Genomic DNA, 12,503 nt, shown 5'->3' with positions numbered 1-12,503 from the left:
TAGTTTTCAAAGAACTTCTATCGCTTAAAGCGACTTCGTTATCTTAACATCTTCGTTAGTTGATGTCAATATTGTTTTTCATTTCTTTTGTTGTCGTTTCTTTCGTGACAACGAATATTAATATATCACCTATCAATCTTTATAGCAAGGACTTTTTTATAAAAAAATAAAATAAATAAAAGACCCTCTAAATACTTCTATTTAAAGGGTCTTTCACTTTTTAACGATGTCTCATTGTCGGGAATAATAATACATCACGAATTGATGGTGAATTCGTTAATAGCATTACTAGACGGTCAATACCGATACCTAGTCCACCTGTCGGCGGTAAACCATACTCTAACGCTTCAATGTAATCATCATCCATCATATGCGCTTCGTCATTACCTTGCTCACGCTCTTGTAATTGCGCTTCGAAACGCTCTTTTTGATCGATTGGATCATTTAACTCCGTGAACGCATTCGCATGCTCACGAGCAACGATGAATAACTCGAAACGATCTGTGAAACGCGGGTCCTCCGGATTTTTCTTCGCAAGTGGTGAAACTTCCACTGGATGACCATAAATGAATGTCGGTTGAATTAAGTGCTCTTCTACTTTTTGTTCGAAGAACTCATTAATAATATGACCAACTGTCATATGCTCTGTAATTTCTACACCATGTTCTTTCGCTAAAGCACGGGCCTCTTCTACATTCATCTCTGTCCAGAAGTCTGCACCTGTGTATTCTTTCACTGAATCTACCATATGAAGTCGTTTCCACTCTGGTTTTAGATCAATTTCATATTCACCGTACGCAACCGTCGTTGTCCCTAATACCTCTTGGGCAATATGAGCAACTAAGTTTTCTGTTAAGCTCATGATATCTTTATAGTCCGCATACGCTTCATATAATTCGATCATCGTGAACTCTGGATTATGACGAGTTGAAATACCTTCATTACGATATACACGACCAATCTCATACACTTTCTCTAATCCACCAACGACTAGACGCTTTAAATGTAACTCGATTGCGATACGCATATACAATTGCATATCTAACGCATTGTGGTGTGTAATGAACGGACGCGCCGATGCACCACCAGCAATCGTGTGCAATGTCGGTGTTTCTACTTCTAAGAAACCAATGCTATCTAAGTAACGACGCATCGATTGAATGATTTTACTACGTAATACAAATGTCTTTCTGCTATCCATATTTGTAATTAAATCTAAATAACGTTGACGGTAACGTTGTTCTACGTCTTTTAATCCATGATGCTTGTCCGGTAGTGGACGTAATGATTTCGTTAGAAGTGTGAATGTTGTAACCTTAATTGATAACTCTCCAACTTTTGTTTTGAAGATTGTACCTGTTACACCTACTAGATCTCCTAAATCACAAGAATCAAAGATTTCGTAAGCATCATCGCCAACTGCATCTTTACGAACATATAATTGAATTTGCCCTTCTAAGTCTTGAATGTGCGCAAATCCAGCTTTTCCTTTTCCGCGCTTTGTCATAATACGACCAGCAATCGAAACAACTGCATCTTTTTCTTCTAATTCTTCTTTTGAAAAAGCATCAAACTCTTTTACAATCTCTTGTGAAGAGCTTGTTCTTTCAAAACGTCCTCCAAATGGATCTAAACCTTGCTCGCGTAAGTTATGTAACTTCTCACGACGAACAAGCAATTGATCATTCAATTCTTCGTGACTCATTTTATCAACTCCATTACAAAATATATAAACATGTATTCCAAGTATATCACTTTATGTCAACATAAAAAACTGCCAGTAAAAGACTGGCAGTTTCATTACAAGACGTATTATACGTTTAACAACAAAAAGATGTCAAACAACCTTCTTAACCACGAAGAGCTACTTCCACTTCACGAACTTCCATTTCTTCTACACAACTATCAAGTAACGTAACAAGATCCATTCTTGTATTACACTCATTAATTTTATTACGTACTTCTCCAGTACCACTCACACCTTTTAAATACCAAGCTGCGTGCTTTCTCATTTCCAGAACAGCAATCTTTTCGTTCTTTAAGTCAATTAGGCGATCTAAGTGCAACTTACATACATCGATTTTCTCACGCAAACTCGGTTCACCCATTAATTCTCCTGTTTCTAAATACCTTACTGTACGATAAATCATCCACGGGTTACCTAACGCCGCACGACCAATCATCACACCATCTGCACCTGTGTACTCTAATAAACGCTTCGCATCTTGAGGTGTCTGTACATCACCATTTCCGATAATCGGGATGTTCACATGTTCCTTCGCTAACTTAATGTAATCCCAGTTAGCTTCACCTTCATACATTTGCACACGTGTACGCCCATGAATCGCAACAGCTTGTCCACCAGCACGCTCAACCGCTTGTGCATTCTCTACAACGAAGATATTGTCATCATCCCAACCGATACGCATTTTAACTGTTACTGGTTTTTCTACAGCATCTACAACTGCAGAAACCATTTCATAAATCTTATCTGGGTTTAGTAACCATCTTGCTCCTGCTTCACATTTAATAATTTTCGAAACAGGACAACCCATATTGATATCGATAATGTCAGCATTTGTATTCTTATCTACATACTTCGCTGCTTCTACTAGCGTACTTCTCTCTCCACCGAAAATTTGTAAGCTTAGTGGTTTTTCACGCTCATCGATATATAACATTTCCATTGTTCTTTTATTATTATGAAGAATGGCTTTATCACTAATCATTTCAGCACATACTAAACCAGCGCCGAATTCTTTTACCGTTAAACGAAATGCAGAGTTACATACCCCGGCCATTGGTGCTAATACCACTGGATTCTTCATTTCTATATGACCGATTTTTAACATTTTATTTTTGTCCGCCTTTCTTTTCTACAGGCATTAATTCCTCGACCGATACATTTAAGGTCTTTGCCACGTCCATAATAAATGATTCCGTTGGCACACGATTTCCTCTTTCTATTTCTCCAAGTACCGAAATAGAAACCCCTAAACCTTTCGCAAAGCTTTCTTGCGTATATCCTTTCAACTTTCGAAAAGCTCGAATACGTCTCCCCCATTTTTCCGCTTCCATATTCTTACCCCTTCTCGTAAATTTACGCTTTCACTTCGGGAAATATCTACACCTAATTCTATTAAGGGTACCAACACAAAATTTCGTTCGTACATTCTAGGGTGCGGAATAATCAGTGTCTCTGTGTCCATATTTTCGTTACTATATAATAAAATGTCAAGGTCTATTGTTCGAGGTCCCCAGTGGATTTCCCTTTTTCTTCCTAATTGTAACTCAATCGACTGTGTCGTTTCTAGTAAATTGATTGGACGTAAGCTGGTAGAAATTTTCACAACGATATTTAAAAAGTTTTCTTGATCTACATATCCAACTGGCTCCGTCTCATAAATAGAAGAAACATCTTCTATGCAAATTGCTTCATGAGCGTGTAACGCCTTTACAGCTTCTCTTAAATAATATAAACGATCACCAATGTTCGTCCCTAAACTTAAGTACGCAATGTGATTCATTGACGCGACCTCGTAATCTCTACTGCAACAGAATGATAATGACCTGGAATCGGTGGGTCCGGCTTAATAACTTTCACATGACATACATCAATTAATGCGTATTCTGCCAGGAGCTCGCTTGCAATTCGTTCCGCTACTGCTTCAATCAGTTTATACGGCTCTCCTTCTACAATGCGCTTACACGTTGCGTACATATCAGCATAACTCACCGAATACGTTAGGTTATCCGTCTCCCCAGCTTGCTTCGTATCTACCTCGACTACTAAATCAACATTGAAACGTTGCCCCAATGCTGTTTCTTGTGGTAATACACCATGGTATCCATAGAACATCATATTATTCACATAAATTTTACCCATCTATACTACCTCTCTTCCCAAGCATTGCGTCCATCATCTTTGCCATTCGCGCGTTCTCTAATACATCATGTACACGTACAATATGGCATCCCTGTTGAATACCGAGGCAGGTCGTCGCTCCCGTCCCTTCCACGCGCTCTTCTACCGGTAAATCCAATACCGCACCAATAAATCGTTTTCGCGATGTTCCAAGTAGCACTGGATACCCTAGCACTTGTAATTGTCCTAGCTCTCTTATTACTTCCAAGTTTTGATCCACTGTTTTCACGAATCCAACCCCCGGATCAAGAATAATGCGTTCATCCCGTACACCCGCTTGCTTCGCAATTTGAATACTCTCTTGAAGGTCTGCAACCACATCTGACATAAAGTCGCGATAGTCCACGTCTGTACGGTTATGCATTAAGATAATTGGCACATCGTACTGCGCAGCTACTGCTGCCATTCGTTTATCCGCTTTTGCTCCCCATACATCATTAATAATATGTGCACCCGCTTCAATTGCTTGCTTCGCCACTTCTGCTTTGTACGTGTCAATGGAAACTGGTACATCTACCGCTGCCCGAATAGCTCGAATAATTGGGACAACACGCGCAATCTCTTCTTGCTCACTTACCAATTCAGCTCCCGGACGTGTCGACTCACCGCCGATATCAATAATATGCGCACCGTCCTTCACAAGCTTTTTCGCATGCTGAACTGCTCGGTCCACATCATTCCATGACCCACCGTCTGAAAATGAATCTGGGGTTACATTCAAAATCCCCATCATTAACGTTTCTTTCGCCAAATCAAACGTATACTTCCCACACGTTAACGTTGTATATCTCATTCTATCTTCCTTCTTTCACATCGTATCTGCTCACTAAAGATGTACGATACCTTTGATAGTCATGTATAAGACGCTTCGTTACCTCGCCGTCTTTCCCTACAAATCTCTTATTATCTATTTCTACAACAGGTACTATTTCTTGAATAGAGTTCGTAACAAATATTTCATCCGCTTGTAACAACTCTTCCTTTGTAAATAACCCTTCCTGAACCTGAACTTGACCTAATTCGCAAAGCCTCATAACAAATTTCCGTGTAATACCATTTAAAATCCCTGTTTGGAGAGAAGGGGTATAAACTACTAAATCCTTCACAAAGAAAACATTTGAGACTACCCCTTCTGCTACAAACCCCTCTTCCGTTAAAAAAATTCCTTCTTTGGACATATCACTACCAACTTCACGTTTTCCTAATACAGAATTTAAATAATGATGCGACTTTAAACGGGAGGGTCCTTCTGGCGTATTACGTCTCGTTTGAAGAATAACCCCTTCTTTTTCATACACTTCCGCAGTCGCGGATGCCAAAGGTTTCATAAAGACAATTGTCGTCGGTTGCTGATAAGCATCTACCTGTAAGCCCACTTCCCCAATACCAGCCGAAACATTGAAGCGAACGTAAGCATTTTGGATATTGTTCTTTTCCAACAACTGCATGACAATTCGTTTCGCTTCATCTTTCGTTACACTCCACTCTATATTCAATTGTTTTAGTGATTCCATTAAACGTAGATAATGGTCATCAAACAAAAACAGATGACCATCATACACACGGAACGTTTCGAATACACCAAGCCCATAGAGAAAACCGTGATCGAAAGGAGAAATCATTGCCTCCTCTTGCTTCATAACACGCCCATTTACATAGATGTACATACTTCTTCACGCCTCTTATACGCTGTAATAAAGTTTTTCAATAATTCTTTCCCATGCGATGTCATAATTGACTCTGGATGGTATTGTACTCCTTCTATCGGTAACGTTTTATGACGAATACCCATAATTTCGCCTTCTTCTGTCCAAGACGTCACTTCTAAACATTCCGGTAACGTTTCTTTCTTGACGATAAGCGAATGATAACGCGTTGCCGTAAATGGATTTGGAATATCTTTATATACCGTTTCTCCGTTATGATAAACAGATGATGTCTTGCCGTGCATTAACCGCTCGGCACGCACAACATCTCCTCCAAATACTTGCGCAATCGATTGATGCCCTAGGCAAACACCAAAGATCGGAATCTTTCCTGCGAAATAATTAATAACATCCATACTAATACCAGCCTCATTCGGGCTGCAAGGTCCTGGTGAAACCATAATAAAATCAGGATCTAATACTTTAATTTCTTCTAGTGTTATTTCATCATTACGCTTTACAAGTAACTCTTCTCCCAATTCACCCAGAAACTGTACTAAGTTAAACGTAAAAGAATCGTAATTATCAATCATCAAAATCATTGTTCGCACCTCTCAGCCACTTCTTTTGCGCGCCACATAGCCGCAGCTTTTTTTAGAGATTCTTTATATTCATTTTTTGGAATAGAATCAATCACAATTCCTGCTCCAGCTTGAATATGACCATACCCATCTTTCGCTACCATCGTACGAATCACAATATTAAGCTCCATGTCCCCGTCATACCCAATCCAACCAATCGACCCTGTATACAAACCACGTCTCACTGGTTCTAATTCTTCAATAATCTCCATCGTACGAATCTTCGGTGCACCTGTAATTGTTCCCCCAGGGAAAACCGCACCAACAACATCAAATGCATCATTCTCTTCTTTTAATGTTCCACGTACGTTCGATACGATATGCATTACATGCGAATATTTTTCAATGACCATAAATTCATCCACTTCTACCGTTCCGTACTCACATACTCTCCCTAAATCGTTACGCTCTAAGTCCACAAGCATGACATGTTCTGCTCGTTCTTTTTCGTTGTGAATTAATTCATTCGCAAGCTCCATATCCTCTGCTTCATCTTTCCCACGCGAACGCGTTCCGGCGATTGGGCGTGTACTCACTTCCGTACCTTTTTTCTTAATAAGTAGCTCAGGGGATCCACTTACAATCTGGAAATCACCACATTCCATGTATGCCATGTAAGGAGAAGGATTAATACCACGTAATGCTTCATAAATATTCATAGGATGTGTTTCTAACGCTTCTGATTGACGCACAGATAAGTTAATTTGAAACACATCTCCCGCTGCAATATACTCTTTCGTTCGCTCCACCGCATCAATGAATCCTTCTTCTGTGAACGACACACGCTTCCCTTCTACTACTCCACTTGGCACTTCATATTCATATACAACATCTAAGATCTCGCTTGTCCATAACATCTGCAGTTCTTCTAGATGAACTTCCGCTCTTTCTTTATCTTCTTCATAATGTGTCATAATCCATAATTTCTTCTCTTCATGATCATATACAACTATATCATCGAATAGTAAAAAGAAGATATCTGGCGTTTGTAAGTCATCCTCTGCAACAGTCGGTAATTTTTCGATATAACGGATGCAATCATAGTTAAAATAACCAACCGCTCCGCCGCTAAATGGTATCTCTTTAACGGGATTAGCAACTTTGAACTTCTGCATGTATTGCTTCATCTCTTCAAGAGGATTCCCTTTCATTACAGATGTTTCGCCGCCTTCTACAACAGTGAATGTATCTTCTTTACCTGTTATAATTGCAATCGGATCCAGGCCTACCATACTGTAACGGGCATTTCGTCCACTTTCTAACAAAACATGGTGTGCTTTATCTTTACTTAATCGTTTATATTGGTCAAAAAATTCTTTTTCATATGGAATATATGTTGCTAAACAATGTCTCATCAGTTCACCTCTACTTGATTAACTAGTTCTCATTGTACAATAACGCATAGTAGATGACAAAAAAGAAAACAGCCTATAAAGGCTGCTTCTCTATTCTTCAAATTGATATAAAGGTGTACTTAAATAACGCTCTCCGTTACTTGGAATAACCGCTAATACTTTCTTTCCTTTTCCAAGCTCTTTCGCCACTTGCAACGCTGCATAAATGGCTGCCCCAGAAGAAATACCGACTAAGATTCCTTCTTCCCTTGCTACTTTACGCGCATATTTAAATGCATCTTCATTCTCTACTTGAATAATTTGATCATAAATATCTGTATCTAAAATACGTGGTACAAAACCAGCTCCAATCCCTTGAATTTTGTGCGGGCCTGGTGAACCTCCTGATAAAACTGGTGAGTCATGTGGTTCTACCGCTACAATCTTCAATTCTGGATACTTTTCCTTCACTACTTCCCCTGCACCTGTAATTGTTCCGCCCGTACCAATACCTGCAACAAATGCATCTAACCCATCAGGAAATTGCGCTAAAATTTCTGGTCCCGTTGTTAAACGGTGCACTTCTGGATTTGATTCATTTTGGAATTGTTGCGGAATGAAATAACCATGTTCTTTCGCCAATTCTTCTGCCTTACGAATCGCACCACCCATACCCTCTGGTCCTGGCGTTAACACTAGCTCTGCACCGTATGCACGAAGAAGGTTACGACGCTCTATACTCATCGTTTCTGGCATAACAAGAATGGACTTGTACCCTTTCGCCGCTGCTACCATTGCTAAACCAATACCTGTATTTCCGCTCGTTGGTTCAATAATTGTGTCGCCTTCTTTAATTAATCCTTTATTCTCTGCATCTTCAATCATTGCTAATGCAATACGATCTTTTACACTACTCCCTGGATTCATAAATTCCAACTTTAAGTAAATATCCGCACTATTCTCGTCTACAATACGATTCAACTTAACTACCGGTGTTCCTCCAATTAACTCATGAACAGAATTCGCTACTCTCATGTCTCCACCCCTAATTCCAAGTATTTTCATTGGTTTTATCTATATTTTCTCAAAACAATAGCACTTTGTCAATTTTTTCTTTGTTTTATTCATGCCCATTTTTTTAGAAAAATAAAGAAACCTCCTTTCTCACTAAAAGGAGGTTTTCATCTTATAAGTTATCGCGTAATGTTGCTAATTCTTCTTTCGAAAAGATATATGTTTCATTACAGAAGTGGCAATGTACCTCTGTTTGTTCCTCTTCTTCGATAATAGCTGTTAACTCATCTTTCCCCAAGCTCACAAGTACACCTTCAATACGTTCTCTTGAGCATTGACAATGGAACTTCACTTCCATTGTTTCTAGGATTTTTACGTTCTCTTTTCCTAATAACGTGTATAAAATCTCTTCTGGTGTTAATCCTTGTTCAATTAACTTCGAGACAGCTGGCACACCTTTTAAATTATTCTCAATTTGCGTAATTGTTTCATCTGTCGCACCTGGCATAATTTGAAGAATAAATCCACCGGCAGCTAAAATTGTGTGATCTGGATTTACCAATACACCTACACCTACAGAAGATGGCGTTTGCTCTGATGTGACGAAATAATACGTGAAATCTTCTCCAAGCTCACCTGAAACAAGAGGAACCTGTCCTGTAAAATGATCACGCATCCCTACATCTTTAATAACAGATAAGAAACCATCTGTACCAACGGCTCCAGCTACATCAATTTTCCCAAATTTATTTTGTGGTAATTGAACATGAGGGTTCGTTACATACCCACGAACTTCCCCTTTTGCATTGCTATCAATAAGGATAGGGCCTATCGGACCGCCACCTTCAATTTTAATTGTTAACTTTTGTTCACCCTTTAACATTGCCCCCATCATAATACCGGCTGTCATCGAGCGTCCTAATGCTGCTGATGCATTCACCCATGTATCATGGCGACGTTGCGCTTCACTTACTGTATCTGTCGTACGAACCGCATATGCTCGTACTTCTCCGTTAAATGCTAACGCTTTTACTAAATAATCGTTCATTTCAAATCTCCTTCTATTCACACATTACGCACGTATAACAAGTATAACCCTTTTAATGTTAAGAACGGATCTACAACATCAATAGCCTCAGATTCATTTGCAATAAGTGAAGCTAATCCACCAGTTGCAATAACTTTAGGTTCTACATTTGCTTGCTTCTTCATTCGTGCGACAATGCCATCTACTTGTCCAACATAGCCGAATAAAATACCAGCTTGCATCGCACTCACTGTATTTTTACCGATAATATCCGTTGGTCGAGCAATTTCGATGCGCGGTAATTTCGATGCGCGCGTGTATAATGCTTCTGTCGAAATACCAATACCAGGAGCAATTGCTCCTCCCATATAGTTTTTCGACTCATCAATATAACAATACGTTGTTGCCGTACCAAAGTCGACGATAATTAACGGGCTACCATACTCTTGAATACCAGCTACCGCATTTACAATACGATCTGCTCCGACTTCGCGAGGGTTTTCATATTTAATATTTAATCCTGTTTTAATTCCTGGACCAACAACAAGCGGCTTTTGCTTAAAGTATTTCTTACACATGCGTTCAAATGTTACCATGATTGGAGGTACAACAGAAGAAATAATGACACCTTGAATATCCATGAAACTAATGTCTTCATGGGCCAACAATGCTTTAATCATCATTCCGTATTCATCTTCTGTTTTGTTACGGTTCGTTTCAATACGCCAATGGTGCTTTAATTCATCATTTTCAAATACACCTAATACCGTATTTGTATTCCCAACATCAAATACAAAAATCATCTATTTATCACCTCTAACATTCACTATCCATACTATACCACACCATCATACAAAAAAAGAAGCTAAGGGTTTCCCCTTAACTTCTTTGTATCATCTATTCTTTCGGCTCCTGCTTCGCCTCTGGAAGACGATCTTCTTTCGTGTCTTCCTTCACTTCTACCTCCGCTTCTTCACGTTCCGGCTTCTCTACCTCATCTGGTTTTGATCCAATGTTCACCTTCACGTCGCCCGCTTCAATTGTAGTGTTGCTAGATACACGCTCTGGTAACTTACCATCTTCCCATAGACCTTTAATTTGGTCTGCATCTAACGTTTCTATTTCCAGAAGTGTTTGAGCAATTAACTCTAACTTATCACGATTATCTGTTAAGATTTGTCTCGCACGTTCGTACGAATCTTTCACAAATCGTTGAATTTCCATATCAATTTCGTAAGCAATCTTATCGCTGTAGTTTTGCTCGTTATGAAGATCACGGCCTAAGAACACTTGACCACCTTGCGCTTGACCAAACTGTAATGGACCTAACTTATCACTCATACCGAATTCCGTTACCATGCGACGAGCAATTCCAGTTGAACGCTGGAAATCATTATGAGCTCCAGTCGATACTTCACCGAAAGTAATCTCCTCTGCCACACGTCCACCTAGTAGACCTGTGATTTTGTCAAGAAGTTCTGGTTTCGTCATGAAGTAACGATCTTCTTTCGGAAGCATTACTGCATAACCACCCGCTTGACCACGAGGAACGATTGTTACTTTGTGTACCATATCCGCCTCATCTAACACCATACCGATAACTGTATGACCAGCCTCATGGTAGGCAACAATGTTGCGCTCTTTCTTCGAAACAACACGGCTCTTCTTCGCTGGACCTGCAATCACGCGGTCTGTCGCTTCATCGATATCATCCATATCAATCTTCTTCTTATCTCGACGAGCAGCTACAAGAGCAGCTTCGTTTAATAAGTTTTCTAAATCAGCTCCAGAGAAACCAGGTGTGCGTTGTGCAATACCTTTTAAGTTCACAAGCTCATCTAAAGGTTTGTTGCGCGCATGTACTTTTAACACTGCTTCACGTCCATTTACATCTGGACGATCTACTGTAATCTGACGGTCGAAACGACCAGGACGTAATAATGCTGGGTCTAGAATGTCTGGACGGTTTGTCGCAGCAATCATAATGATTCCTTCGTTTCCACCAAATCCATCCATCTCAACAAGTAATTGGTTTAACGTTTGCTCACGCTCATCGTGACCTCCACCTAAACCAGCTCCACGCTGACGTCCTACTGCATCAATCTCATCGATAAAGATAATACATGGTGCGTTTTTCTTCGCATTCTCAAATAAATCACGAACACGAGAGGCACCGACACCGACGAACATCTCTACGAAGTCAGAACCACTAATTGAGAAGAATGGTACACCAGCTTCTCCTGCAACTGCACGAGCAAGTAATGTTTTACCCGTTCCCGGAGGACCAACTAATAACACACCTTTTGGAATACGTGCACCAATTTCCGAGAATTTACGAGGGTCTTTCAAGAACTCTACTACTTCTACAAGTTCTTGCTTCTCCTCATCTGCTCCAGCTACATCCTTGAAACGAATTTTCTTCTTCTCATCGTTGTACAACTTCGCTTTACTCTTACCGAAGTTCATCACACGATTCCCGCCACCTTGAGCGTTGTTCAGGAAGAAGAAGAACAGAAGCACGATAAGAATAATTGGTATTAACGATGTGAAGATCGACAGCCAAACACTTGTCTCTTCTGCTTGAACAAACTTCACTTCTGTACCTTGCGCTGCTGCATCAATACGTTCGAGCGCTTTATTACTATTAGGTATATGTACTTGGAAAAAGTCGTTCTCTTTATCCGACTTTAACTGACCTTTAATCTCATATACACCATTTTTAGGTTGAATAGTTACGTCCTTTACTTCACCGCTCTCTAATTTTGCGGTGAACTCGCTGTAATCCATTGGTCTTACTTGTCCATTCGAGTTATTAAAATAACTCACAATCCCAATTATAACTAAGAAAATTAGTATATAAAAGAGCGTATTACGAAACATTCTATTCATCCCGAACCTCCTCTCAGAACATAAGAA

The 12,503-nt window shown here is 39.8% G+C and carries 13 protein-coding genes; all 13 read right to left on the bottom strand.

Going from position 1 to position 12,503, the window contains the following annotated elements:
- Nucleotides 1-220: 220 nt before the first annotated feature.
- Nucleotides 221-1,705: a lysine--tRNA ligase gene (lysS, locus tag IEV41_RS18990; RefSeq protein WP_188390088.1), complete on the bottom strand. Its 1,485-nt coding sequence runs from the start codon at nt 1,703-1,705 to the stop codon at nt 221-223.
- A 145-nt stretch (nt 1,706-1,850) separates the two neighbouring features.
- The gene (gene dusB / locus IEV41_RS18985) at nt 1,851-2,852 is read right to left on the bottom strand and encodes a tRNA dihydrouridine synthase DusB (RefSeq protein WP_188390087.1); all 1,002 of its coding nucleotides are present in this window, start codon (nt 2,850-2,852) and stop codon (nt 1,851-1,853) included.
- A gap of 1 nt (nt 2,853) precedes the next feature.
- Nucleotides 2,854-3,078, bottom strand: coding sequence for a helix-turn-helix domain-containing protein (locus tag IEV41_RS18980; protein WP_188390086.1), 225 nt, complete (start codon nt 3,076-3,078; stop codon nt 2,854-2,856).
- Nucleotides 3,030-3,527 carry a 2-amino-4-hydroxy-6-hydroxymethyldihydropteridine diphosphokinase gene (gene folK, locus IEV41_RS18975; RefSeq protein ID WP_188390085.1) on the bottom strand — a complete coding sequence of 166 codons (498 nt, stop codon included), beginning with the start codon at nt 3,525-3,527 and terminating at the stop codon, nt 3,030-3,032. Before folK ends, IEV41_RS18980 begins: the two co-directional genes overlap by 49 nt.
- Nucleotides 3,524-3,886, bottom strand: a complete 363-nt coding sequence (gene folB / locus IEV41_RS18970; protein WP_188390084.1) for a dihydroneopterin aldolase — start codon at nt 3,884-3,886, stop codon at nt 3,524-3,526. Before folB ends, folK begins: the two co-directional genes overlap by 4 nt.
- Nucleotides 3,879-4,718: a dihydropteroate synthase gene (gene folP, locus IEV41_RS18965; protein ID WP_188390083.1), complete on the bottom strand. Its 840-nt coding sequence runs from the start codon at nt 4,716-4,718 to the stop codon at nt 3,879-3,881. Before folP ends, folB begins: the two co-directional genes overlap by 8 nt.
- A 1-nt stretch (nt 4,719) precedes the next feature.
- Nucleotides 4,720-5,592, bottom strand: coding sequence for an aminodeoxychorismate lyase (gene pabC, locus IEV41_RS18960; RefSeq protein WP_188390082.1), 873 nt, complete (start codon nt 5,590-5,592; stop codon nt 4,720-4,722).
- The gene (gene pabA, locus IEV41_RS18955) at nt 5,577-6,173 is read right to left on the bottom strand and encodes an aminodeoxychorismate/anthranilate synthase component II (protein WP_188390091.1); all 597 of its coding nucleotides are present in this window, start codon (nt 6,171-6,173) and stop codon (nt 5,577-5,579) included. The genes pabC and pabA overlap by 16 nt, the downstream gene beginning before the upstream one ends.
- Nucleotides 6,170-7,567 (bottom strand): anthranilate synthase component I, encoded by a 1,398-nt coding sequence (gene trpE, locus IEV41_RS18950; RefSeq protein WP_188390081.1) that lies wholly within the window; start codon nt 7,565-7,567, stop codon nt 6,170-6,172. The genes pabA and trpE overlap by 4 nt, the downstream gene beginning before the upstream one ends.
- A gap of 90 nt (nt 7,568-7,657) precedes the next feature.
- The gene (gene cysK / locus IEV41_RS18945; protein ID WP_188390080.1) at nt 7,658-8,581 is read right to left on the bottom strand and encodes a cysteine synthase A; all 924 of its coding nucleotides are present in this window, start codon (nt 8,579-8,581) and stop codon (nt 7,658-7,660) included.
- A 151-nt stretch (nt 8,582-8,732) separates the two neighbouring features.
- Nucleotides 8,733-9,608 (bottom strand): Hsp33 family molecular chaperone HslO, encoded by an 876-nt coding sequence (hslO, locus tag IEV41_RS18940; protein ID WP_188390079.1) that lies wholly within the window; start codon nt 9,606-9,608, stop codon nt 8,733-8,735.
- A 17-nt stretch (nt 9,609-9,625) separates the two neighbouring features.
- Complete coding sequence (locus IEV41_RS18935) at nt 9,626-10,390, bottom strand: type III pantothenate kinase (RefSeq protein ID WP_188390078.1); 765 nt, start codon at nt 10,388-10,390, stop codon at nt 9,626-9,628.
- 94 nt (nt 10,391-10,484) lie between these two features.
- Entirely contained in the window at nt 10,485-12,476 is a 1,992-nt protein-coding gene (gene ftsH / locus IEV41_RS18930) for an ATP-dependent zinc metalloprotease FtsH (RefSeq protein ID WP_188390077.1), read from the bottom strand.
- Nucleotides 12,477-12,503: the final 27 nt, after the last annotated feature.

The sequence above is a fragment of the Priestia taiwanensis genome (genome assembly GCF_014638355.1).
Taxonomy (GTDB): Bacteria; Bacillota; Bacilli; order Bacillales; family Bacillaceae_G; genus Priestia_D; species Priestia_D taiwanensis.
This window is presented reverse-complemented; position numbering and strand designations above follow the sequence as displayed.

What these genes read in the sequence shown, in the direction of transcription:
- dusB (WP_188390087.1), bottom strand. Translation starts at nt 2,852, where the DNA reads ATGTTAAAAATCGGTCATATAGAAATGAAGAATCCAGTGGTATTAGCA.
- ftsH (WP_188390077.1), bottom strand. Translation starts at nt 12,476, where the DNA reads ATGAATAGAATGTTTCGTAATACGCTCTTTTATATACTAATTTTCTTA.
- cysK (WP_188390080.1), bottom strand. Translation starts at nt 8,581, where the DNA reads ATGAGAGTAGCGAATTCTGTTCATGAGTTAATTGGAGGAACACCGGTA.
- folK (WP_188390085.1), bottom strand. Translation starts at nt 3,527, where the DNA reads ATGAATCACATTGCGTACTTAAGTTTAGGGACGAACATTGGTGATCGT.
- lysS (WP_188390088.1), bottom strand. Translation starts at nt 1,705, where the DNA reads ATGAGTCACGAAGAATTGAATGATCAATTGCTTGTTCGTCGTGAGAAG.
- folB (WP_188390084.1), bottom strand. Translation starts at nt 3,886, where the DNA reads ATGGGTAAAATTTATGTGAATAATATGATGTTCTATGGATACCATGGT.
- hslO (WP_188390079.1), bottom strand. Translation starts at nt 9,608, where the DNA reads ATGAACGATTATTTAGTAAAAGCGTTAGCATTTAACGGAGAAGTACGA.
- trpE (WP_188390081.1), bottom strand. Translation starts at nt 7,567, where the DNA reads ATGAGACATTGTTTAGCAACATATATTCCATATGAAAAAGAATTTTTT.
- IEV41_RS18935 (WP_188390078.1), bottom strand. Translation starts at nt 10,390, where the DNA reads ATGATTTTTGTATTTGATGTTGGGAATACAAATACGGTATTAGGTGTA.
- pabC (WP_188390082.1), bottom strand. Translation starts at nt 5,592, where the DNA reads ATGTACATCTATGTAAATGGGCGTGTTATGAAGCAAGAGGAGGCAATG.
- IEV41_RS18980 (WP_188390086.1), bottom strand. Translation starts at nt 3,078, where the DNA reads ATGGAAGCGGAAAAATGGGGGAGACGTATTCGAGCTTTTCGAAAGTTG.
- pabA (WP_188390091.1), bottom strand. Translation starts at nt 6,173, where the DNA reads ATGATTTTGATGATTGATAATTACGATTCTTTTACGTTTAACTTAGTA.
- folP (WP_188390083.1), bottom strand. Translation starts at nt 4,718, where the DNA reads ATGAGATATACAACGTTAACGTGTGGGAAGTATACGTTTGATTTGGCG.